21 protein-coding genes and 1 pseudogene are annotated in these 24,658 nt (G+C 41.5%); 12 read left to right on the top strand and 10 right to left on the bottom strand.

The window, feature by feature from the left end:
* The first annotated feature begins 128 nt into the window (after positions 1-128).
* On the top strand, positions 129-2,024 hold the full coding sequence (locus OMHG_RS02070; RefSeq protein ID WP_010647906.1) for a PrkA family serine protein kinase: 1,896 nt from the start codon (positions 129-131) through the stop codon (positions 2,022-2,024).
* A 152-nt stretch (positions 2,025-2,176) separates the two neighbouring features.
* On the top strand, positions 2,177-3,346 hold the full coding sequence (gene yhbH, locus OMHG_RS02065; RefSeq protein ID WP_010647905.1) for a sporulation protein YhbH: 1,170 nt from the start codon (positions 2,177-2,179) through the stop codon (positions 3,344-3,346).
* Positions 3,347-3,438: 92 nt separating this feature from the next.
* On the opposite strand, the gene ymzB is transcribed toward yhbH, so the two are convergent.
* A complete protein-coding gene (gene ymzB / locus OMHG_RS02060) occupies positions 3,439-3,786 on the bottom strand; it encodes a protein YmzB (RefSeq protein WP_010647902.1) in 348 nt (115 codons plus the stop codon).
* Between the two features lie 123 nt (positions 3,787-3,909).
* Between ymzB and OMHG_RS02055 the strand changes: the two genes are divergently transcribed.
* Positions 3,910-5,316: a SpoVR family protein gene (locus tag OMHG_RS02055; RefSeq protein WP_044476680.1), complete on the top strand. Its 1,407-nt coding sequence runs from the start codon at positions 3,910-3,912 to the stop codon at positions 5,314-5,316.
* A 570-nt stretch (positions 5,317-5,886) separates the two neighbouring features.
* The gene (locus OMHG_RS02050; protein ID WP_010647899.1) at positions 5,887-6,429 is read left to right on the top strand and encodes a ClbS/DfsB family four-helix bundle protein; all 543 of its coding nucleotides are present in this window, start codon (positions 5,887-5,889) and stop codon (positions 6,427-6,429) included.
* A gap of 212 nt (positions 6,430-6,641) precedes the next feature.
* Here the strand turns inward: OMHG_RS02050 and OMHG_RS02045 are convergent.
* From OMHG_RS02045 to OMHG_RS02030, 4 genes and pseudogenes are all read right to left on the bottom strand, one after another.
* Positions 6,642-7,645: pseudogene (locus tag OMHG_RS02045) on the bottom strand (GTPase).
* A 205-nt stretch (positions 7,646-7,850) separates the two neighbouring features.
* Positions 7,851-8,885 (bottom strand): ABC transporter substrate-binding protein, encoded by a 1,035-nt coding sequence (locus OMHG_RS02040; protein WP_010647897.1) that lies wholly within the window; start codon positions 8,883-8,885, stop codon positions 7,851-7,853.
* Between the two features lie 72 nt (positions 8,886-8,957).
* Positions 8,958-9,713: an ABC transporter permease gene (locus tag OMHG_RS02035; RefSeq protein ID WP_010647896.1), complete on the bottom strand. Its 756-nt coding sequence runs from the start codon at positions 9,711-9,713 to the stop codon at positions 8,958-8,960.
* Entirely contained in the window at positions 9,691-10,488 is a 798-nt protein-coding gene (locus OMHG_RS02030; protein WP_010647893.1) for an ABC transporter ATP-binding protein, read from the bottom strand. Before OMHG_RS02030 ends, OMHG_RS02035 begins: the two co-directional genes overlap by 23 nt.
* 399 nt (positions 10,489-10,887) lie before the next feature.
* Between OMHG_RS02030 and OMHG_RS18175 the strand changes: the two genes are divergently transcribed.
* Positions 10,888-11,010, top strand: a complete 123-nt coding sequence (locus tag OMHG_RS18175) for a hypothetical protein (protein ID WP_010647889.1) — start codon at positions 10,888-10,890, stop codon at positions 11,008-11,010.
* Positions 11,011-11,136: 126 nt separating this feature from the next.
* On the opposite strand, the gene OMHG_RS02025 is transcribed toward OMHG_RS18175, so the two are convergent.
* A complete protein-coding gene (locus OMHG_RS02025; RefSeq protein WP_010647887.1) occupies positions 11,137-12,507 on the bottom strand; it encodes a tetratricopeptide repeat protein in 1,371 nt (456 codons plus the stop codon).
* A gap of 133 nt (positions 12,508-12,640) precedes the next feature.
* On the opposite strand from OMHG_RS02025, the gene mbcS reads away from it, so the two are divergent.
* The 3 genes from mbcS (at position 12,641) to OMHG_RS02010 (ending at position 15,707) form a co-directional block, all read left to right on the top strand.
* Positions 12,641-14,221 carry an acyl-CoA synthetase MbcS gene (mbcS, locus tag OMHG_RS02020; RefSeq protein ID WP_010647886.1) on the top strand — a complete coding sequence of 527 codons (1,581 nt, stop codon included), beginning with the start codon at positions 12,641-12,643 and terminating at the stop codon, positions 14,219-14,221.
* 124 nt (positions 14,222-14,345) lie between these two features.
* Positions 14,346-15,299, top strand: a complete 954-nt coding sequence (locus tag OMHG_RS02015; protein WP_010647883.1) for a dipeptidase — start codon at positions 14,346-14,348, stop codon at positions 15,297-15,299.
* 75 nt (positions 15,300-15,374) lie between these two features.
* Positions 15,375-15,707, top strand: a complete 333-nt coding sequence (locus OMHG_RS02010) for a hypothetical protein (protein ID WP_010647882.1) — start codon at positions 15,375-15,377, stop codon at positions 15,705-15,707.
* Positions 15,708-15,745: 38 nt separating this feature from the next.
* Here the strand turns inward: OMHG_RS02010 and OMHG_RS02005 are convergent, their stop codons facing one another.
* The gene (locus OMHG_RS02005) at positions 15,746-16,630 is read right to left on the bottom strand and encodes a YitT family protein (RefSeq protein ID WP_010647880.1); all 885 of its coding nucleotides are present in this window, start codon (positions 16,628-16,630) and stop codon (positions 15,746-15,748) included.
* 712 nt (positions 16,631-17,342) lie between these two features.
* Between OMHG_RS02005 and OMHG_RS18880 the strand changes: the two genes are divergently transcribed.
* Positions 17,343-17,687: a hypothetical protein gene (locus OMHG_RS18880; RefSeq protein ID WP_010647878.1), complete on the top strand. Its 345-nt coding sequence runs from the start codon at positions 17,343-17,345 to the stop codon at positions 17,685-17,687.
* A gap of 206 nt (positions 17,688-17,893) precedes the next feature.
* Here OMHG_RS18880 and OMHG_RS01995 read toward each other — a convergent pair whose 3' ends face one another.
* Complete coding sequence (locus OMHG_RS01995; protein WP_010647876.1) at positions 17,894-18,355, bottom strand: SRPBCC family protein; 462 nt, start codon at positions 18,353-18,355, stop codon at positions 17,894-17,896.
* A gap of 160 nt (positions 18,356-18,515) precedes the next feature.
* Here OMHG_RS01995 and OMHG_RS01990 point away from each other — a divergent pair, with 160 nt between their 5' ends.
* The gene (locus tag OMHG_RS01990) at positions 18,516-18,719 is read left to right on the top strand and encodes an alpha/beta-type small acid-soluble spore protein (RefSeq protein WP_010647874.1); all 204 of its coding nucleotides are present in this window, start codon (positions 18,516-18,518) and stop codon (positions 18,717-18,719) included.
* A gap of 246 nt (positions 18,720-18,965) precedes the next feature.
* Here the strand turns inward: OMHG_RS01990 and OMHG_RS01985 are convergent, their stop codons facing one another.
* Positions 18,966-20,057 carry a branched-chain amino acid aminotransferase gene (locus OMHG_RS01985; protein ID WP_010647872.1) on the bottom strand — a complete coding sequence of 364 codons (1,092 nt, stop codon included), beginning with the start codon at positions 20,055-20,057 and terminating at the stop codon, positions 18,966-18,968.
* A 151-nt stretch (positions 20,058-20,208) separates the two neighbouring features.
* On the opposite strand from OMHG_RS01985, the gene OMHG_RS01980 reads away from it, so the two are divergent.
* Positions 20,209-20,994 carry an HAD family hydrolase gene (locus OMHG_RS01980; protein WP_010647870.1) on the top strand — a complete coding sequence of 262 codons (786 nt, stop codon included), beginning with the start codon at positions 20,209-20,211 and terminating at the stop codon, positions 20,992-20,994.
* Positions 20,995-21,042: 48 nt separating this feature from the next.
* On the opposite strand, the gene serA is transcribed toward OMHG_RS01980, so the two are convergent.
* On the bottom strand, positions 21,043-22,629 hold the full coding sequence (serA, locus tag OMHG_RS01975; protein ID WP_010647869.1) for a phosphoglycerate dehydrogenase: 1,587 nt from the start codon (positions 22,627-22,629) through the stop codon (positions 21,043-21,045).
* 214 nt (positions 22,630-22,843) lie between these two features.
* Here serA and ilvD point away from each other — a divergent pair, with 214 nt between their 5' ends.
* Positions 22,844-24,526 carry a dihydroxy-acid dehydratase gene (ilvD, locus tag OMHG_RS01970; RefSeq protein ID WP_010647866.1) on the top strand — a complete coding sequence of 561 codons (1,683 nt, stop codon included), beginning with the start codon at positions 22,844-22,846 and terminating at the stop codon, positions 24,524-24,526.
* The last annotated feature ends 132 nt before the right edge of the window (positions 24,527-24,658 follow it).

Below are 24,658 nucleotides of genomic sequence, written 5' to 3'. Positions count from 1 at the left end.
TTTCCCGGGTAATATATCTATTTTCCGTTTCCCTTATCCTAAGGAGGGCAAACCTTTCAGACAAGGCATGAATCCATTTGTCCGTGCATAGGATATATAAACCGCTGCATAGATGGAGGGAGTAATACATGAGTATATTAAACAAGGTGAGAAATTATAGGGAAGAAGAAAAGCGTCTAATGTGGGAAGGGACCTTTGCAGAGTATTTGGAAATCTTAAGAGAACGCCCAGAAGTTGCCCAAACTGCACATTCACGTGTATATAATATGATCAAGAGTGCTGGTGTAACAGAAAGAGACGGGAAGAAGATGTTTGAGTTCTTTGGTCAGGGAATATTTGGGCTGGAAACGGCTATTGAGCGTTTGGTGGAGGAGTACTTTCATCCCGCTGCCAAAAGGCTGGATGTCCGGAAGCGTATCTTACTCTTGATGGGACCTGTCAGCGGCGGTAAATCTACAATTGTCAGTATGCTAAAACGCGGTCTCGAGCATTATTCACGTACGGATGAGGGAGCAGTCTACGCCATCAAAGGCTGTCCGATGCATGAAGATCCGCTGCATTTGATTCCGCAGCATTTGCGTGAAGATTTCTTTGATGAATATGGAATCCGTATCGAAGGCAGCCTGTCCCCATTGAATACGATGAAGCTTGACAAGGAATATGGCGGACGTATTGAGGATGTCCAGGTGGAAAGGATTTTTTTCTCGGAGGATAAGCGTGTTGGAATCGGTACGTTCAGTCCATCTGATCCGAAATCACAGGATATTGCCGATTTGACAGGCAGTATTGATTTTTCGACCATTGCCGAATATGGATCGGAATCTGATCCGCGTGCCTACCGTTTTGATGGGGAACTCAACAAGGCCAATCGCGGAATGATGGAATTCCAGGAAATTTTAAAAAGCGATGAAAAATTTCTGTGGCATCTATTATCCCTTACCCAGGAAGGTAATTTTAAAGCTGGCAGATTTGCCTTGATATCTGCCGATGAGCTCATTGTGGCTCATACGAATGAATCGGAATACCGCTCGTTTATTGCAAATAAGAAAAATGAAGCACTGCATTCCCGGATGATTGTCATGCCCATCCCCTATAATCTCAGGGTGAGCCAGGAAGAAAGAATCTACGAAAAGATGATTAATGAAAGTGATATTTCAAATGTCCATATGGCGCCGCATGCTTTACGAGTAGCAGCAATATTTTCTATTCTGACGAGACTGAAAGAATCAAAGAAACAGGGAATTGACCTCTTGAAGAAGATGAGACTTTATGATGGAGAGAGTGTGGAAGGGTTTAACCAGATTGATGCAGAAGAACTGCGAAAGGAATTTCAGGATGAGGGAATGGAAGGGATTGATCCCCGATATGTGATTAATCGTATTTCTTCCACCATCATTCGCAAGGAAGTCCCATCCATAAACGCCTTGGATGTATTGCGATCCTTAAAGGATGGACTTGATCAGCATCCATCGATTTCAAAGGATGATCTGGAAAAATATATGAATTATATTGCTGTGGCCAGAAGAGAATATGATGAAATTGCCAAGAAGGAAGTACAGAAAGCGTTTGTATATTCCTATGAAGAGTCTGCCAAAACATTGATGGATAACTATCTGGATAATGTGGAGGCCTATTGCAATAAAAATAAGCTGCGTGACCCGCTCACGGGCGAAGAGATGAATCCGGATGAAAAGCTGATGCGTTCGATAGAGGAGCAGATTGGGATTTCAGAGAATGCTAAGAAAGCATTTCGTGAGGAAATTCTTATCCGGCTTTCCGCTTACGCCAGAAAGGGCAAGCGGTTTGACTACAATTCACATGAGCGTTTAAGGGAGGCCATCCAAAAGAAATTATTTGCCGATTTAAAAGATGTTGTGAAAATAACGACATCATCTAAAACACCTGACGAATCCCAGCTGAAAAAGGTGAATGAAGTGATTGCACGTCTAATAGATGAGCATGGCTATAATTCCGTTTCAGCAAATGAATTGCTTCGCTATGTAGGAAGTCTGCTGAATCGTTAAGGATTATCTTCATTGCAGGACTAACGACTAAAGTTAGTCCTTTTTTCATATGAAATATAGAATTTTGGAAATAACTTGTATCAGGCTGCATAGTATAAAGAAAGTCTATCTTGACGATTGAAAACTGAAACTAACAATTAGGAGAGGGTATAATGCAAGAAGAGCAGGAACATAACTTTGTTGTCTCCCAGGAAAACTGGTCTCTCCATCGGAAAGGTTATCAGGATCAGCAACGACACATTGATAAAGTAAAAGATGCCATTAAAAATAATTTGCCTGATCTAATCAGTGAAGAAAATATAATCATGTCCAATGGACGTGATGTCATTAAAATTCCAATACGTTCATTGGATGAGTATAAGATCCGTTATAATTACGAAAAGTCAAAACATGTAGGTCAGGGAAATGGAGATTCAGAAATTGGCGATGTTATTGCACGCGATCCGAACGCCAAACAGGGGCAAAATGGAGCAGGAAGCGGCAAAAAGGCTGGAGATAAACCTGGAAATGATTATTATGAAACAGAGGTTTCCATTGCAGAGATTGAAGATGCTCTTTTTCGTGAGCTGGAGCTGCCTAATTTAAAGCGGAAAGAGCCGGCTGAAATAACAACCGAGAAAGTTGAATTCAATGATGTTCGCAAAAAAGGACTAATGGGCAATGTAGATAAGAAGCGAACCATTTTGACCGCATTAAAAAGAAATGCCAGAGACGGTAACGCAGCTATCACGCCAATCCATAATGATGATTTGCGGTTCAAGACTTGGAATGAAGTTATCAAACGGGAATCTAAAGCAGTGGTAATTGCCATGATGGATACAAGCGCCTCAATGGGAACATTTGAAAAATATATGGCAAGGAGCTTCTTCTTCTGGATGAACCGGTTTTTGCGTACGAAATATGAAACAGTCGAATTTGAATTTATTGCCCATCATACAGAAGCAAAGGTTGTAACAGAAGAAGCATTTTTTTCAAAAGGAGAAAGTGGCGGAACGATTTGTTCCTCTGCTTATATGAAGGCACTTGAAGTGATTAATGAGAAATTCAGTCCGTCACGCTATAATATTTATCCATTTCATTTTTCAGACGGGGAGAACATTACTTCCGACAATACAAAATGTATTGAGCTTGTCAATGAAATCATGGACTGCTCCAACATGTTCGGATATGGTGAGGTCAATGGATACAATCGTTATTCGACATTGATGAATGCCTATAAAAAGATCGATGATCCTAAATTCCGCCATTATATTTTAAAGGAAAAAGGCGACGTCTATCATGCAATGAAGAGCTTTTTCCATAAGGATACGGCCGCAGTATAGCGATTACATTGCCTTGTGGTAAGCAGCTTATGGGAACGGCTATTTCTAATTGGATAAATATGAAATCCCCTGCTTGTGCAAGGGGATTTCGATTATTCCTGTTCAATGGAGTATGTTCCACGATCCGTCTTCAGTGAAAAAGATGTACCATTGAAGCTGTATTCTGCTTCATCATTTAGTGGTATTTCATAGATGGGAGCTGGTAATGGTTCCATCTCGTCATCTTCATTTTCAATTTCACCTTCACCATTAAGCATTAAGGAATGTTCTGGTACATAATCATCAATTCTTCTTGTGTTATTTGTATACGAAACAGATGTTAATGCCATTACCGTCTCATCAAGGTCATTGATTTCTTTCTTTGTGATTTTGATATTTTTTCCAGTCCAGGATTTTAGTTTTTCGTTAAATTCTTCAATAGATAAAGATTGTTGTCCCACATGAATCCCTCCTGCTTTTAGATTACCCTCATTTTCTGCATCATACACCTGAACCGATTTTTTGTGGGACATTATTTAAGGTTCGATTCATAAACTATAAAAAGCACTTCAGGAGGGATAAAATTGGAACATACAAAAGAACTGACTCGTGCTATTGAAGAGATTACCGAAATTGCATCGGGGTTTGGACTTGATTTTTATCCGATGCGCTACGAGATTTGTCCAGCAGATATTATATATACGTTTGGTGCCTATGGCATGCCTACAAGATTTACCCATTGGAGTTTTGGAAAGCAATTTCATAAGATGAAGCTGCAATATGACCTTGGTCTGAGCCAAATTTATGAGCTTGTCATCAACTCCGATCCCTGTTATGCATTCCTGCTTAATACGAACAGCCTGATTCAGAACAAACTCATAATCGCACATGTGCTGGCCCATTGTGATTTTTTCAAAAATAATGTTCGTTTCTCGAATACGAGGAGAGATATGGTTGAAAGTATGACGGCTACGGCTGAACGTATTGCTGACTATGAGATGATCTATGGGAAAGAAGAAGTAGAAAATTTTCTGGATGCCATACTGTCAATCCAGGAGCATATTGACCCATCCATCGTGCGCTCCAAGCTGCCGGTAGCGGAAGATGAGGAAGAAGCGGTTGAACCGGTTAAAAAAAGCGAGTATGCTGATTTATGGGGTATCGATGAACTGCAGGCTGAAAAAAGGCCGACTACAAGAAGAAAAACAAAGAAGCTGCCGCCGCGTCCGGAGAAGGATATCCTATTATTTATTGAAGAGCATAGCCGCGAATTGGAAGATTGGCAGCGCGACATTTTAACCATGATGCGTGGGGAGATGCTGTATTTCTGGCCACAGCTGGAAACAAAAATCATGAACGAAGGCTGGGCCTCGTATTGGCATCAGCGGATCCTGAGAGAAATGGATCTTACTACGAATGATACGATTGAATTTTCCAAGCTGAATGCAGGGGTAGTCCAGCCATCGCGAACAACCATCAATCCCTATTATTTGGGATTGAAGATTTTTGAAGATATCGAGTACCGCTATAACAATCCTACCGATGAGATGCAGCAGCTTGGCTATAAACCAAATTCCGGCAGGGAGAAAATCTTCGAAGTACGCGAAATTGAGTCAGACATTTCGTTCATTCGTAATTATTTGACAAAGGAATTAGTGGAGCAGGAAGACATGTACTTGTTTGAAAAAAAAGGTAGAGATTACAGAATCACAGAAAAGGATTACGAACAGGTGAGAGATCAGCTAATCTCGATGCGTGTCAATGGCGGTTTTCCCTATATTGTCGTTGAAAACGGTGACTATCTTCGTAATGGCGAACTATACCTTGTTCATGGCTATGAGGGAATTGAACTGGATATCCGCTATTTGGAGCACGTCCTTCCGTATATCCATCAGCTCTGGGGAAGAACGGTCCATATGGAAACGACCATTGAAGGAAAAGAGACAGTCTTCTCCTATGACGGGAAAGATATGTCAAAACGGAGTATATGAGTTAAAGGGCACGGGATAATCGATATACCAGTCAAACAGACAAAAACAGCAATCTATTCGACAAAATTCGGGGAGTGACAGGCACCTATAATTGAAAGAATTTTACTCGGAAAAATCGGACCAGATGATGTAGAAGAAATGTTTTCCTATAGATCGGATGAACAAGTCGCCTGATATGTAGGGTACCTTAAGAAAAGCGATGAAGATTAAACAAAAGCATGTTGATTTAAACTAAACGTATATTCTATTTTGCTGGAAGAATATCAAGGCAGCGGAAATGCCATTTGAGCAGTAGGATGACAGTTAAACAAAAGAGCTTGGGAAACAATTAAATAGATTAAACTAATAAGAGGATATTAAGCTCAATGTATGAGCTTAATATCCTCTTTTCTTATACGACTAGATTCGTTATTTATAGTTTAATATGTATACATCCTGCAGAAACATATGGTTGCATAGGCTGAAGGACAGGAAAAGCCCCTATACACTTAGCTTTAGTTTGAATTTTCTAAAGGCCTTTTAAAAGGATGTGCATTCCTATGATAAAATATAGGAAAAGGGGGAATTTTAATGATTGCGAAAAGTGAAAAAGAAAATCTATTATTACATAGCGACAGTAATTTTAAATCTTTACTTGAAATAATTGAATCAGTACCCAACAGAAAAAGGACTATTTCTATTGAAACTCAAGAAAGAGATAAGAATTTTCGTGATGTATTCATGCATCTGTATGAGTGGCACGCGATGCTTGAAAGGTGGTATAGAGAGGGGATGGATGGAGATATTCCTTTTATGCCAGCACCCGGTTTTAAATGGAGAACTATCAAGCTACTTAATATGCAGATTTGGGAAAACCATCAAGATGTAACATTGAATCAGGCTATAAAAAAGTTGAAGTTGAGTCATGAAAGAGTAATGAATCTAATTAAATCACATACCAATGAAGAAATCATGACAAAAAAGTACTATAAATGGACTAAGACAAGTAACTTATACAGCTATTTTGCAGCAAACACGTCTAATCATTACATATGGGCTATAAAAAAATGCGAATCAATTGCAAAGTCTATAAAAGATGAGGAAAAGAACAAGTTTGTAATAAAATCAACTTAACTATCAGAATATGATTATTGGATTAGAAAGGACATAACATATTGGTCATATAAAATATGTTATGTCCTTTCAGTATCTAACTTTTTTCAACGGAGGTACGGTTACAATTTAACCAAGCTCTTTTGCTGCCGAAAACCGGCAGTAATTGCTGTTCTCCGCAGCAAATATTATTCGACAAAATTCGGGAAGTGACAGGCACCTCGATTGTTATCTTATTTGTCTTTTTTTCTGAAGTAGTCGTACAGGGATTTTAATGAATTGGCATCAAGCTCAATGTTATTTTCATAGGCGTATTTGATGGCATAGCCGAGCGCTAATGTCATTCCTCCTGCAATGCTTCCGCCGGCAACGGATCCAGCTCCGGGAATGAATTTAACAACCTGACGAAACAAGGTTTTACCAATATTGCCAGTGATCGTCGCGATGGTCAATTCCCTTGCCCTTTCTTTGGAAAGCGGTTTTTCATATAATGCTGCCAGCTTGACCATCAATCCAACCTGAATCCCTGTAAGCGGAATAAAGTCCGAGCCTGGCAATGGCGCAGCCCCAACTGCTGTTGCTGAACCGGAAGCTGCTATGATCCACTTATTGGCTGTAGAAGATTTTGCCTTCATGAGCCTGGCAAATTGGATTTCCTTATTCTTTTTTTTAGGATGTCCAAAATCTCATTTCGCAGTTTATCAATATTCTCGCCAGTTCGTGACGAAATTGGAATGACATTGTATTTATTTTCTGTATTTTGTTTTACATAATTGACGAGACTTTGTATGTCATCTGCTGCATCAATTTTGTTTAATACAAACAGGATATTTTTATTTTCTTTCGAGATAATTTCAAATGACTTCTTTTCCCCTTCTGAAAAAACGGTACCGGCCGCATTCAGGAAAAATAAAATAACGTCTGCATTTTTATAAAACTTCATGGTTTCCTGGGAGTTCCGATTATTAATATCATCCAGACCAGGTGTATCTGCAAAAATGATTTTATCCCGATATATATAGCGGTCAATCCCAGTGGTTTCACCCGGTTTTGCCCCTACCATGGCAACCTCATCGCCAATAAGTTTATTAATTGTTGAAGATTTACCGGTATTGACGTCGCCGATCATAGCAAATAAAATTTCTTCATCCAGTTGTGCATTAATTCTGCTTGTTTCTTGGTCGTATGCTTTCTCGAAATCCTGCTCATTGAATTCCTGTCTGTTTTTATTTGCCAAGACAACCACACTCCTTGTTCTATATATTACCAAATATAGGATGCTTTACACCAGTTTTCATAACTAAACTAAAAGAGAGACACGCTCTAGGCGTGAAATTGACTGGTGGCGCTCCTTTTATGAAAAGCAAAAAATCCACGAGACATCTGAACATGCTCCGTGGATTTTTCGATTAAAAGAAACCTATTGTTCCGGCTGTACAATCTTACTTGCTTACACTTGCCTCAGCTACTTCACTCTCAATAAAACTGGAGTTGACCAATCCATCAAGATTTGGTTTTTCTTTCAAAAATTCCAATTCAAACGAAGAATCAGCAAAGTCCTGTAAAACGCTGCTATCTACTTCATAAGTGAAATTTATACGTTCCCAGGCCCGGTCGATGACGGATGCAGAAAGTGCCTGGCCGGTGATTTCTTCAATTTTTTCACTGGCAATCGTTTTTGCCTCTTCTGGATTCTCTTCAATGAATTCAGTTGCCTGTTTATGGCCGTCAACAATTTTCTGAACCAGTTCCGGGTTCGTATCGACAAGGTCCTGCGATGTTACGAAAACAGCTGCCGGCAGTGTCTCGCCGTAGGCCACATCAGGTGAATCGATCAGCACTTTCCCGCTTCCTTCTTCTTCAATGACTGATGCCCATGGTTCAGGAACGGTTGCTGCATCTACTTTTCCGGATTCAAACATGCTATGGTAGGTAGCTGGTTCACCGGTTACGTGTTTCATTTCCCCGCCAGTACGGTCAGAAGTCATATTGTATTCTTCGCTCATCAATGTTTCAAATTGGACATCATGTGTACATCCCACTTTAGGTGAGATGAATGTCTTGCCGGCCAAATCTTCCGGTGTTTCAATATCGGAATCACTATTGGCCATGATTACGGTTCCCCCAGTTGACCCGCCAGCAACTACATTAACTTTAGACCCACTTGTAAAATGGTTCATGGCTGGTCCTGGTCCGACAAGCCCTCCTTCGATCTCACCTGCTGCAAGGGCGGTCATGAATGATGATCCATCAGGGAAATATTGATAGTTTACGGTTGTTCCGTCAGGGAAGTTTTCCGAATATAAATCTTTTTCTTCAGCGACCATTCCCGCAACGTGATTTATATTAGGGAAGTAACCGATTGTGATTTCATCAGGGGTACCCCCGTCTGAATTAGATCCTTCATTTGCTCCACCACAGGCTGCAAGCACTAGGGCAATTGCAGCAAAAGCTATAAATAAGATTGTTTTTCTCATGTCTTTAACATCCTTTCTAGTTATGAAATACGAATATAATTCGACAAAATTCGGGAAGTGACAGGCACCTCATTAATAGCCCCATCTTTTCATGACGGTTTTTTCTAGTTTTGAGAATACGAGATGATCGACAACTGCCCCAATGACACCAATAATAATAATGATTGCAATAACCTGATCCATCCGGGCATAATCCTGAGCATAGCTTAAGGTGTATCCTAATCCGGGGCCGTTGCTAAGCAATTCACCTGCCATCAATGCGCGCCAGCTGAATGCCCAGGCAAGCCGAAGTCCGGACATGAAATATGGGATGCTTGCAGGCACTTCCACTCGGAAGAATAACGCAAATCCTCTTGTACCCATCGTTTTTGCGGCACGCACCAATTGTGGGGGGACATTCCGAATTGCTGTTCTGACATTCAATGCCATAACGAATGTACCGCCGAGTACAATGACAGATACGACAGCCATCTCTGAGAAACCGAAAATCATGATTGCCAAAGGCACCCATACAATACTCGGGATACTTTGCAGGGCAATGAGATACATGCCTGCTGTTTCGTCAGCCTGCCTGGATTTACCAAGGATAACTCCGATAAGTGTCCCAATCAGAATCGCTAGCAAAAGCCCGCTGAATAAATGCTTAAAGCTTGCACCCAGGGCAATCAGGAAATCGCCACTTGCAAATCCTTCATATAAAGCACCGAATACTTTAGTCGGCGATGGAAAAATGATTGCTGCAAAAATATTTAACGAATAAATCAGCTGCCATATTCCAACCATTGCGATTAAAAAGATGGTTCGTTTAACGAGTAAATTCCACTTCATTAGTCAACTCTTCCTTTAAGACTTTATTTATTTCCCCTTCAAGCAGTCCCATAATTCGTTCTTCCAGTTCGATTGCTTCCAGGATTCCGCGTTTCCTAGGTCTGGCTATATCTACTGTTATATCTGCAATGATACGTCCGGGCCGTGTTCCCATAACGATAATCCGGTCTGATAGTTTGATAGCTTCCTGGATGCTGTGTGTCACAAACAGAATGGTTTTCTTTGTTTCCTGCCAGATTTTCATCAATTCATCATGCATGATATATCTTGTTTGCTCATCGAGAGCGCCAAATGGCTCATCCATCAGCAATATTTTCGGATCCATTGCCAGAGCACGGGCAATTGCCACACGCTGCTGCATGCCGCCGGATAATTCGTAAATATAATTTTCTTTAAACCTGCTGAGCTGGACCATTTTCAAATAGTGATCAGCCTGTTTGTTTGCCTCGGTCCTGCTCATTTTTCCCTTTAATGGAAACGTAACATTATCGCGAACATTGAGCCATGGAAAGAGGGCGGGCTGCTGGAAAACCATGCCTCGGTCCGGACCGGGCTGTTTTATTTCTTTCCCTTCAAGTATCATCTCACCCTCGGAAGCTGGCTCGAGTCCCGCTACCATTGAAAGTAGAGTTGACTTCCCGCAGCCGGATGGTCCGAGTATCGATACGAATTGATTCTCCTCAACCGAAATATCAATACCGGAAAACACTTCAAATGTGCTTTGTTTTTCTTCATTGTGAAAGTATTTTCCTACATTATCCATCTTAAGAAACAATGAATTCACCTCCCTGAATGTTAATATAGATAAGTATGTTTATATACCTGGATTTAATCCTAGTTATTTAATGGGATTAATATAAATTATATTATGTACGATTATCATGATTTGTCAACCTTTTGGAAAAAACAGTTTTATAATTGACAGCTATTTAGTTGGACCGTTCCCTTAATAATAAGAAGTAATCATTTGAAAAGTCAGTAAGTTGTTTTGCTGTTCGTGAAATAGACATAAAAAAGTGAGTAGAAATCCATGGAATTAAATGCGAAAAATGAAAAGCTCGGGGAAATTTTATCTGATATGGGACGTGTGCTAATAGCCTTCTCTGGAGGAGTGGCCTGGCATCGAGATTCCTTTATGGAACTAAAATTGATCGTGAGAAGGTTAATCAGGTAAATGACAGAGCTTTTTCTGATCAAACTTGGCTTTGATTATGTATCACTTGACTTAAAGGGATATCGTACAGGAAGTATGAATGAGGTATTGTCTCAAGAACAGCTGAAAACAGAAATGGGATAAGTAATAGAATAGGAAAAGAAAAGAAAAGCCGTTCGTATGCTGGTAAATTTACCTAGCTGCAAACGGTTTTTATCATACCCATATAGTGAAACCTGCTCCCGATTAAATGGGAGCTCCAATGCAAGGTTACCTGCTCATCTGTATCAACAGCTGCTGGTATGCAGATGCTTCATCTTTGTCCCCGAGCTGCTGATAAATCTTGGATAAATAGGTTACTGGATTGCGGTCTTCCGGATGCAATTCCATTTCCCACTTAAAGCAGTCAATTGATTTTTCCAGCTGGTCGAATTGAACATACATTTCCCCGAGTGCGAATTGCTGATCGGGATCATCTGTCATTGCTTTCATCTTCAATAGTTTTCTTTCAATTGGAAGGCTGACTCCGGCTGTGCGGAAAGGCTTCAGCCACTCTAGAATATTACGGAGCTCATAATCCTGCAGGAACGCGGAAACAAATGGAGTAACAAGCTTCTCCAATAGAACGGCATTTTTTTCGGATAGCTGCAATAGTCTCTGAGCGGATTCATCAAAATAGGAAGATATGACATTGGCATCCGCATCTTCAAAGCTTTTCGTGACCAGTTCCATCTGATCTCCGCTGGGAATATAGTCGGTTGCCATTATAAATTTAGCGATATCATTGGCGCGTTCTGATGCCACAAGCAGCTTCATTACATGTTCAGTGACGTCCGTATTTTGCTTTATTTGCTGTAAATATTGGATTTGATCTTCCAATTGGAAGTCATTCAATATAGAGAGGATAGCGTCAAAATTTGATTTGGAAAACTTTCGATTAAGCCGTACTGTTCTGATGGCAAGTTCATCGAGGGTGCGATTCTGTTCTTGGTACAGTTGATATAGGAGTTCACTATATTTACCTTTATAGGATTGGTCAGAGGCTGAAGCTTCAAAATAAATCGGATCTTTCTCGTATACTTTTTCTATGTCTTGATATAACGCTTTATAATTTTGAAGCTGTAGGTCATTCATCATATTATGGATAAATTTAGTTTCGTGATGTGTATTGCTATAGGTCTTTAATAGTTGGTAAGCGATAAAGTTTTGACCGTTTCTGCGGTATTCGTAAAAGGTGCGTTTAAATAATTTTTGGATGGATCCTGTTTTGGTAAATGAATCGAAGTAGGAAAGGAGCAAAGCAGTTTCTAACTTGGAATAGGATTTTTGAATGCTTTTATAAAGCTGATTAATGGAAATGAGATGAAAAGTTTTCTGATTCTGCAGCAGTTTTCTGGCAATCGGATGATCGCCGTCGAAGTGGATTCCTTTTGTAAAAGCATGGTGGATGTGGGAATTTATTTTAATCTGGTTTCTTTTTATGCCATTGATAAAATCATTCTTATAAAAAATCAAATAGTAGTAGCTACCGTTCTTATCGGTTGCTTCAAGAACTTTGCTTTGTTTGTAGAAAACAAGCTGTTCGGCTGTCAAAAGAAGGTTCTTCTTATCTGCTTGGATTTGGAATTGATTTCTTTTCATCATAAATTCCTCCTTGTTAATATATATATCATAACATAAAAAAATTAACCGAGCTAAGATGTTTGTCAATTTATTGATATCTGATATAATTATCTAAATATAGAACCTGGTACTAAATGGGAGGATGAATCAAATGAATAGAGAGGCTTTAATCGCTCCAGAGGAATACAATATAGTCATGGAAATTGAAAAGTATGCCAAAGATGTGGACAGACATGCCGTTATTTGGGAAGATGAATCCGGAAACAGGAAAGAAGTCACATATGAAAGACTCATAAAAAATGCTAATCAGATTGGTAATTTATTTATAGAAAAGGGGCTGAAACGCGGCGACAAATTACTCGTCATGATGCCTCGCCTTATAGAAACCTACGAAGTGTACCTGGCTGCTCTGAAAACAGGAATCGTCATCATCCCCTGTTCAGAAATGTTCCGTACAAAGGATTTGCAATATCGTATCACACATGGGGAAGTTAATGGAGTTGTTAGCTACGGTGACTATACCGAACAGTTCGAAGGGATTAAAGAGTATGATGACTTGGTCAAATTCTCTGTTGGCGGAATGACCGACGGCTGGAATCAGCTGGATAAACTGAAGCAATCTGCATCCGATCAGCTTGATATCGTCTCCACAAAACGGGACGATATCGCCTTCTTGCCATATACTTCCGGGACGACTGGGAATCCGAAGGCTGTTATGCATACACATGGCTGGGGATATGCCCATATGAGGACAGCACCGGCAAACTGGTTAAGCATTCGTGAGGGAGATGCAGTTTGGGCGACTGCCGCTCCCGGATGGCAGAAATGGGTGTGGAGTCCTTTTCTTTCCGTACTTGGCTCAGGAGCTACCGGATTTGTCTATAATGGAAGATTCGATCCGAAAAAATATCTAAGCTTATTGCAGGATAATAAGGTGAATGTCTTCTGCTGTACGCCGACCGAATATCGTCTGATGGCGAAGCTGGATAATCTATCGGACTATCATTTGCCGGAATTGCATAGTGCTGTATCTGCCGGTGAGCCATTAAACCGTGAAGTGATTGATCAATTTGAAAAATACTTTGATGTAACGGTTAGGGATGGTTATGGTCAAACAGAAAATACATTGCTGCTCGGATTCTTAAAAGGAATGAAGGTAAAACCAGGATCGATGGGAAAACCAACACCAGGCAACAATGTACAATTGATTGATGAGGACTGCAATCCAGTTCCGGCTGGAAAGGTCGGCGACATTGCGATTCCGCTGGATACCCCTGCATTGTTCAAAGCCTATTATAAGGATCCGGAGCGGACACAGAAGTCGCAAAGAGGGGACTTCTATGTTACCGGTGACCAGGCTTCAATGGATGAAGAAGGTTATTTCTGGTTTGAGGGGAGAAATGATGATATTATTGTCAGCTCCGGATATACGATTGGACCTTTCGAAGTGGAGGATGCATTAGTAAAGCACCCTGCTGTAAAGGAATGCGCCGTCGTAGCATCTCCTGATGACGTTCGCGGCAATGTTGTAAAAGCATATATCGTATTGCAGAGCAACGCCGAAGCAAACAATCCAGACTTAGTGAAAGAACTGCAAAACCATGCCAAAAAGCTTACGGCACCATATAAGTATCCCCGTAAGATTGAGTTTATCGATGAACTGCCGAAGACATCATCCGGGAAGATTCGCCGGATCGAACTGAGGCAACGTGAAGCGAATTTAAATAAGTAAAGAAGAAGGCGAAGAGTGACAAAAGTTCTCTTCGCTTTTTTTGCTTTATATTGAATGCCTGCAGGAGGTTTATGGGAAAATTTTATCATGCATGGTAAACTATAGAAAAAGGGGAGCGGTCAGAATGAAAATAATTGATACACATTGTGACGGACTTATGAAATTGCAGTTTGCTAAAAGAGGGCAGTATGGGTATAAGCTGCCAATGCATTTCAGGAACGCGGAAGCTCTTGATACAAATCTGGAACGGTTAAAGCAGGGGAATGTCATGACACAGTTTTTTGCTATTTTTATCGATCCGGATGTGCCATCTGATGAGAAATGGCAGCATGCATTGGAACAGATTGATTTATTTTATACAGAGGTTATCGGAAAGAATCCTGAAATGAAGCATATTCGAAGCTGGCAGGATCTGAATGGACTGACCGATGGCGAAATCGGAGCGGTATTAACGCTTGAGGGGGCGGATGCGTTCGGGAATGACCTGATGAAGCTGCGACAGCTATACCGTCTCGGCGTACTTTCAATCGGCTTAACTTGGAATAATGCCAACCTTTGTGCTGATGGGGCAGGAGAGCCCCGTGGAGGCGGATTGACGCTGCTCGGTAAAGAGGTAGTGAAACTGAATAATCAGCATGGAGTTTTTACCGATGTTTCCCATTCTACGGTAAATGGTTTCTGGGATATAATAGAGCTTTCGGATTATCCGATAGCAAGCCATTCCAATGCGCGTGCAATATGTGAGCATCCTCGGAATCTGTATGATGACCAAATAAAAGCCATGTTGGCTAAAAATGGTCTGATTCATGTCGTATTTAATCCTCCCTTTATTAATGAAGATAGCGAGACGGCTTCCATATCCGATTTCATGAAGCATATTGAGCATATTTGTTCATTGGGTGGAGTGAAACAGATTGGATTTGGCTCGGATTTTGATGGCATCAGCAGCTTTATCAGCAATCTGGAAAATGCATCCGACTATCAAAATCTGATCAATGAACTGCTTAAATTCTATTCGGAGGATGAAGTAAGGGGATTTGCCCGCCAGAATTTTCTTGATCATCTTCCAGTTCTTTAATGGTGTATATTTTTCCCGTAATTAACCTATATTAACGGATGTATGAAATTTTTAATAAAATAGGTGAATGGGTTGATGACGATGATCAGAAAAATAGCGACTGTACTTTCTCTTATGTATCTTAGTTTTATAGCCGTGGAAATACAAGAGACAGATGCAGCGGCACTGGAAACCGATGGGGAAATTGCTGAATTTCAGCATAATTGGAAAGTATACCATATAGATCATAGTGTGATTGAAGCTGGCTCGCATGACTTTACATACTGGAAAAACTTTATGAGGAAAACCCGGACATGTCATGTTACCCACGAAATGAAAACAATTGTTTATTACTGTGATCTTCATGACCATACGAAATCGGAAACGTCTTTGGTAAAAGCGAATCATAGTACAGGGCATTCCCATTAAAAAAGCTGGCTATTCGAAAAGAATCGCCAGCTTTTCCCCTACAATTTTTGACCATAGTACCTGTCCAAAGAGAATCCTCTTCCTAAAATTTCAGAAGCATTGATAAAAATAACAAAGGAGGTAGGGGTTTCTTTCTGCAGAATCTTTTTCAGCTGGACAGCCTCAGATTGGGAAGTGACACAAAGAATCATCGTCTTATCAAGATTGCTGTAGCCTCCAACCGAACGAACCTTTGTTAGTCCGCGGTCTATTCCGTTATGGATCAGTGATTGAATCTTTTCCTCTTCCTCCGTAATAATCAAGATCAGCTTTGTAGCAGAGGTCCTCAATTGGACGAAATCAATTGCTTTTCCGGAAATGTAAATCGCTGTAAGTGCAAATAGTGTAAGCTCAAGATTGAAGACTATCAGAGATGCGGTTACGACAATTCCATCTACAATAAATTGCGAGTAGCCGCTAGATATGCCGGTAAATTTCTTCACAATCTGCGCAATCGCTGCCGTTCCCCCTGTAGATCCGTTTCCTTTATAAACGATGCCAAGCCCGACTCCAAGCATAATCCCGCCGTATAGGGCGCCAAGGAGCGGATTGGTGACGGTAAGTGGTATGTCGGCTGAGAGAAAGATGACGAAAGGCACCCAAAACGTACCGACCAAAGTTTTTAAGCTGAAATCCTTTCCTAGAGCAATCCAGCCGATAAAAAATATTGGAATATTAATAATCGACTGGGTCAGGGCTGGGCTTAGTTCATAAAGTTCAAATAAAATCGTGCTAATTCCAGAAATTCCGCCTGCTGCTAGCCGGGAAGGCAGGAAAAATATATTATAGGATAAACCGACAAGTGTCGCGCCGAAAATAATATAGAAGTATTCGGATAACGTTTTATTATGCTTTAGTTTGTTCATTATGTGTTTCCCTTCCATGTTAAGATGCCTCTTATACTTTATCATTGAGGAGGAAGGGAGTAAATAGCAGGTAATTCGAATACTTCTTTTGAAATGGCTCTTTTCGTAAGTATTGTTGTTATATATATAAACTGCGACGAAATTTGATGAATAGCTTTATCTCCGCTCTGATTTGGCTTTCTGAATCAAATTGCTGATATTCGATTCGATGTAATTTGATGATATGCTTTATCCCCGCTCCGGAAGTACACTTCGCTTTCCGCGGGCTCGCACTAAGCCTCCTCGCTCGCAAAGTTCGCTCTCTGTGGGGTCTTAGCGTCTTCGCTTTTCCCGCAGGAGTCTCCGTGTATTTCCTCCGCTAAGATTTGGCTTTCTGAATCAAATAACTGATATTCGATTCGATGTAATTTGATGATGTGCTTTATCCTCGCTTCGGAAATACACTACGCTTCTGCGGGCTCGCACTAAGCCAGGGTACGACTTGCGATTGCTTCTTTGTTCCCTTGCACCGAGAAAGCTTACTGCGAAGCGCTGTGGAAGACGCAGGTGTATCTATCGGGTTCTTAGCGTCTTCGGTTTTTCTGAAGACAAAAAAGCCAAAGTAATTTCCTCATTTCTATGCTGCTATGTCCATTTATAGAAATTATGATGGGGAAATCACCGCTCTGGGAATACACTACGCTTTCCGCGGGCTCGCGATGAGCCTCCTTACTCGCAAAGAACGCTCCCTGTGGGTCTCATCGTCTTCGCTTTCCCGCAGGACAAGGAAGGCTGCGTCAGCAAGACATCGCACGCAGAAAATGCGGATGCAATTTCAAGGAGTCTCCGTGTATTTCCTCCGCTGAGATTTGGTTTTCTGAATCAATTTTTATATTCAATTATTAAGCTGATGGATTGGAGCGCAGGGCAGTCGACTCCAGCGGGAAAAGCAACAGCTGAAGATCCCGCAGGAAGTGGGTTTCTTCCGAGGAAGCTAAAAGCGCCCGCCGCGGAAAGCGACTGCCCAGAGCGGAAATCGGCCGAAGCAGTTATCGTATTTATTGAGTTTTATTCTTATTCGATTGTATTAGAATAAATCCATAAATAATTTGAGATGGTTGGTCGAAGCCAAAGAGGTACAGAGGGAAAAGAAACAGCTGCGATCCTGCAAGAAGGCGGGCTTGCTTCTGAGGAAGCTGAGAGCGCCCGGAGCGGAAATCTATCCGCTGCTGTTACGTCATAATTTCCATCAAATACAAAGTTAGAAATTTATGTAAAACAACAGTCTTATGATGTATATCGTTATACGGTTGCCCTCACCGTTTCTGTTTCGACAATTCTTGAGGCAACCTTTTCTGTCAGGTCTTTCGTCATCTTTGGTACAACTGTCTTTAAAAAGGGATTAATCACCGGTCCCATCCTTCCTTTAACGGTAATGGCCAAGCTGCCTGTGATAGTTGTCTTTGTCTTTGAAATCTCTGTTGCCTGAAAGTAACCTTCTCCTGTACAGGTCTGATTGAGCCCGCTAAGATGGAATTGGATATTGGAAGGCTTCCTGGATTCCGTAATATTTACTTCCAATTTAACGGTTCTTTGCATGATTCCAAAATCCCCCCGCAGTTTCCAGATGGACTTTCGATCATTTATAAGTTTGTGATCGGCATATCCCGGAACAAGAATCGCCCAATTGTTGATATCGCTGATAAATTTCCAGATGATATTGATCGGAATGTCGAGTTCCATTTGATGAATACTATGTGCCATTTTTTGTACCCCCTTATGTATGCAGCTAAATAAGCACAAGGTTAACATATGAGTCCGGAAACAATTTTAGAACAACTGCCAACGAATAAAAACAGTAATATTACAGAGCCTAAGTCTGAACAGATTCAATTCTGTTCAACTACACCGAGGAGTGATCTGGATGGCTGATAACAATCGTAATCAATTGTTAGTGCCTGGTGCGGAAAATGCAGTCAACAAGATGAAAGAAGAAATCGCCAATGAATTCAATGTCGAACTTGGGGCTGACACAACTGCAAGGGAAAACGGATCGGTGGGCGGCGAAATGGTCAAACGAATGATTAAATACGCTGAAGAAGGCATGACAGGCAATAACAAGCATTAGAAAACAGTGAGGATACCTTTCAGATTTGTTTTTCTGAAAGGTATCTTTATTGAATAGAAAAATGATATTTAGACTTGAGTGACAGGAGAATGTCACGGTATCCACACCTAATGCCAAGATTAATGGATTGTTTTCACACAAAGTTAGCGGACATCCGGGAGAATTTTCAGGAAAAATAAAAGAAAAGTGACTTGGGGGAAACCAAGCCACTTTTTGACAAAATCTTATACTAAAATGCCATCTTTTTTATTTTACAGTTGTTTTCGCTTCTACTTCTTCTACCCAGCCAAATGGATCTTCCGAAGTTCCATATTGGATGCCGGTTATTGTATCGTAAACTTTTTGTGAAATTTCTCCAGTTTTCCCTTCGTTAATAACCATATCCTTACCTTCCCATGTCAGTTGTCCGATTGGGGAGATAACTGCAGCGGTTCCTGAACCAAAGGCTTCTTCCAGTGTTCCGTCCAAATATGCTTCGCGCAATTCTTCCATCGAGATTCTTCGCTCGGATACAGGAATGTTCCAATGTCTCAAGAGTTCGATAACCGAATCTCTTGTCACACCTGCAAGAATACTGCCGTTAAGCTCAGGGGTGACAACCTCGCCATTGATTTTGAAGAATACGTTCATGCTTCCAACCTCTTCAATATATTTCTTTTCAACCCCGTCTAGCCATAGTACTTGTGCAAATCCATCTTTTGAAACCAGTTCCTGTGCTTTCAGGCTTGCTGCGTAGTTGCCGCCAGTTTTCGCTTCACCAGTTCCGCCTTTAACGGTTCGTACATAATGATTTTCAACAGCAATTTTTATGGGATTGATTCCCTCTTTGTAATACGCTCCAACAGGTGATAGAATAACAATGAATTTATAATGGCTTGCTGGTGCAACACCAAGATACGGTTCAGTGGAAATGATAAACGGTCGAATATACAAGGATGTTCCTTCTGCATCAGGCACCCATTCCTTATCAATGGAAACGAGTTTCTTGATTGCTTTTAAAGCAAATGCCTCATCAACCGGAGGGATGCATAGACGGTCATTGGAAAGGTTCAGGCGTTCGAAATTTTTTCGCGGTCTGAATAACTGAATATCTCCATCCTTCGTGCGAAATGCTTTTAACCCTTCAAATACGGATTGACCATAATGGAATACCATAGCAGATGGATCGATCGATAGAGGTTGATATGGTACAATGCTCGCATTATGCCACCCTAAAGGATCAGAATAATCCATTACAAACATGTGATCTGTAAATGCTCTGCCAAAAATGAGCTGATCCGATTTAGGTTTTTCTTTTTTTGTTTCACTCAGTTGTACGCGAATAGTTTGTTCAGCCATATCAATTATCTCCTTGTTATGTTAATAAATTTTCTATTTATCATAAGGGATATTTTAAATTAGCGCAAGACTTAATTTTTGATTAATTTTGTTAAATTAATATTACAATAGTATGCTAAAAAGGAAAATTATGTGTGGGGGAGCTGGAGAAATGATTAAAGCAGTTTTTTTTGACTTGGATGATACATTGCTTTGGGATGAGAAAAGCGTAAAAGATGCCTTTGAAAACACGTGCCAAATAGCGGCAGGAAAATATGGCATCGACCCAGATGAACTGGAAATGAGTGTGAGAAAAAACGCTCGGGAGCTATATGAAGCATATGATACATACGATTTCACAAAATTAATCGGAATCAATCCATTTGAGGGACTATGGGCAGAATTTCTTGACGAAGGGGAGGAATTCGCCAAACTAAAGGAGATTGCGCCAGCCTATCGGAAAGAGAGCTGGACAAGGGGCCTGGCTGATTTGGGCATTGTGGATAACCAATTGGGAAGGGAATTGGCAGAGGCTTTTCCTAGAGAACGGAAGAAAACTGCATTGTTATTTGAAGATGCCATCGAGGTGCTTGAGGAGCTGAAGGGGAACTATCGTCTGCTGCTGCTTACTAATGGATCTCCCAGCCTGCAGAATACAAAGATGGATCTGACACCGGAACTGCTTCCGTACTTTGACCAGATTCTAATTTCGGGCGAGTTTGGAAAAGGGAAGCCAGATCCAGCAATTTTTGAACATGCACTTGAACGGATGGCTCTCAAAAATGATGAAGTCATCATGGTTGGGGATAATCTTAACACCGACATACTTGGTGCAGAGCGGGCTGGAATTGACTCGGTATGGATCAATCGCCATCAGAAGGTAAAGGATAAGGTTGTCCCGACATGGGAAATCTCCGGGCTGAACTACCTGTTGCCGATTATCGAAAAGTATCTGTAAATGTAGAAGCACACAGTCTGTTGCTTGCCGACTGTGTGCTAATGGCAATTAAAGGTCTATCGCTGTAATTTCTTTTATTTCATCTAAGCTCTTTAACTGTTCCAGTGCTTCTGTTTCCAGATGTTTATCGATGGTCAGTATCATGATGGCATTCCCGCCCATATCGGAGCGGTCGACCTGCATGGTTGCAATGTTAATATTATGCTTTGCAATTGTACTGCCCATCCGGCCGATAACCCCTGGCTGATCCACATGCTGAATGACCACCATATGTCCTTCAGGATTCACATCCACACTGTATTCATCCACTTTCACAAGACGTGGTCCAAATCCATTCAATAATGTTCCGGCTACTTTTCTGGTTCTGGACTTACTTTTTACCTCAACTGTGATTAGATTTGTAAATCCCTTCTTTGAGGAAGTTTTACTTTCTTTTACACTTATTCCCTTTTTATCGGCAAGATACAGTGCGTTTACATCGTTGACTCCGCTGCCAAGATGCCGCTTAAGAATCCCTTTTACCGTATTCCTTGTCAATGGGGCCACTTCGATTTCCGAAAGCTCACCGGAATAGGTAATGCTAATCTCTAAGGCCACTTCTTTCATCAAATCGATCAGGAAGGTACCAAGCTTCTCAGCAAGATGGAAATAGGGTTCGATCTGATGCAGGATTTCATTCGGGACAGAAGGGAGATTTACCGGATTTTTGACTGCATCTCCATTCAGAAACCGGATCACATCTTGACTTACATCGATTGCTACAATTTCCTGCGCTTCTACCGTGCTTGCCCCCAAATGGGGTGTGGCTACCACTTCGGGAAGTTCCAGCAGTTTATGGTCGGTAAACGGTTCTTCTTCAAATACATCCAATGCTGCACCCGCAACTTTGCCGGTTGTGATTGCATGATATAATGCATCTTCATCAATGATTCCGCCGCGGGCACAGTTAATGATTTGTACACCATGCTTCATCATTTCGAATGCCTGGGTATTGAGTAAATGTCTCGTTTCCTTCATCAAGGGGGTATGTACGGTAATGAAGTCAGCCTTCTGCAGGACATCTTCCAGCGTTCCATAACCAATCCCCATTTGCTCTGCCTTTTCCTTAGTCAGAAACGGATCATATGCAATTACATCCATCCGCTGACCTTTAGCACGAGCGGCCACCTCCGCACCGATTCTTCCAAGCCCGACAATGCCAAGCAGTTTATTTTTTATTTCTATCCCGACATATTTTTTTCGATCCCATTGCCCATTTTTTAAGGCGTGAAAGGCTTGGGGGATGTTTCTGGATAATGCCATGATCATCGCCATTGTGTGTTCTGCAGCTGAATTTGTATTCCCATTCGGTGCATTGACTACGATAATCCCCTTTTCAGTAGCCGCTTCCAGGTCTATATTATCAACACCGACTCCTGCGCGGCCTATAATTTTTAGGTTGTTTGCCTTATCGATCAATTCGCGGGTTACCTGTGTTTGACTCCGGACGAGAAGGGCATCGTACTCTCCGATTCGTTCACCAAGTTCTTCCGGGCTTAAGTTGGTTTCCATCACAGTTGTGATATTACCTGCAGCCCGTAATGGTTGGATTCCATCTTCACTCAATGGATCGCTGATCAAAACCTTATATGTCATCTTTTATTGCCTCCTCACTGTAACCCTTTATTTGTTATTCAATATAGCAATTATCTTTCTGATGTCAATAAATTTCAGAAGTTTATCAAAATATTAGACTATTTACTTTTATTCTATTGACGTTCCAATAGACTTATAATTTTAATTTTAAAAAATTAATTGAAGTATTAAAAAATTAGTCATATAATAGTCCGAAAGAAAGGTGGTTTTTTGGATGGGTAAAGATTTACGAATAAAAAGTAAAGCGTTTGACGGAGCTATGAGGGCGCCAAACCGTGCAATGTTACGTGCTGTTGGTGTAACGGATGAGGATTTCACAAAGCCAATGATCGGCGTAGCCAGTACATGGGCTGAAGTCACGCCTTGCAACATACATATTAATGATCTGGCTGTCAGTGTGAAGGGCGGTGTAAGAGAGGCAGGAGGTGTCCCGCTGATTTTCAATACAATCACGGTCTCGGATGGAATTTCCATGGGGACGGAAGGGATGAGGTATTCTCTCCCAAGCCGTGATTTAATAGCGGATTCGATTGAAATGGTTGTCGGAGCGGAGAACCTGGACGGACTTGTCGCAATCGGTGCATGTGATAAAAACATTCCCGGCTGTATGATTGCCATTGCTAATGCTGGTGTCCCAGCGGTGTTTGTCTATGGTGGAACGATTGCTCCTGGATTACACAGAGGCAGGGATATCGATATTGTTTCTGTATTTGAGGGTGTTGGACAGCATAATGCTGGATCAATTGATGACGGGGAACTTAGAGCAATTGAATGTAGTGCATGCCCTGGTGCAGGTGCATGTGGCGGTATGTATACAGCGAACACAATGGCTTCTGCTGCAGAGGCATTAGGGATGAGTTTGCCTGGAAGTTCCTCAAACCCAGCGGAATCCGCTGAAAAGGCGGAGGATGTCAAAGTGGCTGGCGAAGCGGTGTACAGCTTGCTCGAAAAGGGAATTTACCCGAAGGATATTATGACAAAAGAAGCATTTGAGAATGCCATTACGGTGGTAATGGCACTCGGCGGTTCGACAAATGCAATTCTTCATCTGCTAGCAATTGCACATGCAATAGAAGTAGATCTGTCTATTGATGACTTTAACCGTATACAGAAAAAGGTGCCGCATCTTGCTGATTTAAAGCCGAGCGGAAGATTTGTCATGCAGGACTTGCATCGAGCTGGCGGTGTCCAGGCTGTAATGAAGCTTCTGTATGAAAATGGTTACTTGCATGGAGATTGTTTAACCGTAACAGGGAAAACGATTGCTGAAAACCTGGCTGCATCTCCAGATTTGAAGGAGGATCAACAGGTTATCATGCCATTAGATAATCCAAAGCGTCAGGATGGTCCGCTGATTGTACTGAAAGGTAACCTTTCTCCAACAGGTGCAGTGGCCAAGCTTTCTGGAGTCAAAGTCAAACATCATACCGGACCTGCACGAGTGTTCAATAATGAAGCGGATGCTACTGCAGCGGTCATGGAGAATAAGATTAATGAGGGCGATGTAATTGTGATCCGTTATGTCGGTCCAAAGGGCGGACCGGGGATGCCGGAAATGCTTTCTATCTCAGGAATACTAGTCGGAAAAGGGATGGATGAATCTGTCGCATTGCTGACTGATGGAAGATTCTCTGGTGGTACCCATGGCCTGGTTGTTGGACATATTTCACCAGAGGCACAGTCGGGTGGTCCGATTGCGTTTCTTGAGGAAGGCGACCTTGTTACCATTGATTCTGAGAAAAGAGAAATCTCGATGGAAGTCTCCGAGGAAGAATTAGATAATAGACGGAAAGGTTGGCAGGCACCACCCCTGTACACAAAAGGTGTCCTGGGGAAATATGCCCATAATGTCTCCTGCTCTTCAAAAGGTGCTGTTACCGATTATTTAACTAAATAAATGGGCTCTTTACGTTATTGCTGTTACATCGCACTTGTTAATCTGCGATGTAACAGCAATAACCGATTTCCGCGGGCACCGCTTCAGCTTCCTCGGAAGAAACCCGCTTCCTATGGGGTCTTTAGCTGTTGC

The organism is Oceanobacillus massiliensis str. N'diop (genome assembly GCF_000285495.1).
GTDB lineage: Bacteria > Bacillota > Bacilli > Bacillales > Amphibacillaceae > Oceanobacillus > Oceanobacillus massiliensis.
Note: the sequence above shows the minus strand (reverse complement) of the source record. Positions and strands in the feature narration are given on the sequence as shown.

Bases quoted from the DNA above. Each gene is read 5' to 3' on its own strand.
- OMHG_RS02070 (WP_010647906.1), top strand. From the start codon at position 129: ATGAGTATATTAAACAAGGTGAGAAATTATAGGGAAGAAGAAAAGCGT.
- yhbH (WP_010647905.1), top strand. From the start codon at position 2,177: ATGCAAGAAGAGCAGGAACATAACTTTGTTGTCTCCCAGGAAAACTGG.
- OMHG_RS02050 (WP_010647899.1), top strand. From the start codon at position 5,887: ATGATTGCGAAAAGTGAAAAAGAAAATCTATTATTACATAGCGACAGT.
- OMHG_RS02040 (WP_010647897.1), bottom strand. From the start codon at position 8,885: ATGAGAAAAACAATCTTATTTATAGCTTTTGCTGCAATTGCCCTAGTG.
- OMHG_RS02035 (WP_010647896.1), bottom strand. From the start codon at position 9,713: ATGAAGTGGAATTTACTCGTTAAACGAACCATCTTTTTAATCGCAATG.
- OMHG_RS18175 (WP_010647889.1), top strand. From the start codon at position 10,888: ATGACAGAGCTTTTTCTGATCAAACTTGGCTTTGATTATGTATCACTT.
- OMHG_RS02025 (WP_010647887.1), bottom strand. From the start codon at position 12,507: ATGAAAAGAAATCAATTCCAAATCCAAGCAGATAAGAAGAACCTTCTT.
- mbcS (WP_010647886.1), top strand. From the start codon at position 12,641: ATGAATAGAGAGGCTTTAATCGCTCCAGAGGAATACAATATAGTCATG.
- OMHG_RS02015 (WP_010647883.1), top strand. From the start codon at position 14,346: ATGAAAATAATTGATACACATTGTGACGGACTTATGAAATTGCAGTTT.
- OMHG_RS02010 (WP_010647882.1), top strand. From the start codon at position 15,375: ATGACGATGATCAGAAAAATAGCGACTGTACTTTCTCTTATGTATCTT.
- OMHG_RS02005 (WP_010647880.1), bottom strand. From the start codon at position 16,630: ATGGAAGGGAAACACATAATGAACAAACTAAAGCATAATAAAACGTTA.
- OMHG_RS01995 (WP_010647876.1), bottom strand. From the start codon at position 18,355: ATGGCACATAGTATTCATCAAATGGAACTCGACATTCCGATCAATATC.
- OMHG_RS01990 (WP_010647874.1), top strand. From the start codon at position 18,516: ATGGCTGATAACAATCGTAATCAATTGTTAGTGCCTGGTGCGGAAAAT.
- OMHG_RS01985 (WP_010647872.1), bottom strand. From the start codon at position 20,057: ATGGCTGAACAAACTATTCGCGTACAACTGAGTGAAACAAAAAAAGAA.
- OMHG_RS01980 (WP_010647870.1), top strand. From the start codon at position 20,209: ATGATTAAAGCAGTTTTTTTTGACTTGGATGATACATTGCTTTGGGAT.
- serA (WP_010647869.1), bottom strand. From the start codon at position 22,629: ATGACATATAAGGTTTTGATCAGCGATCCATTGAGTGAAGATGGAATC.
- ilvD (WP_010647866.1), top strand. From the start codon at position 22,844: ATGGGTAAAGATTTACGAATAAAAAGTAAAGCGTTTGACGGAGCTATG.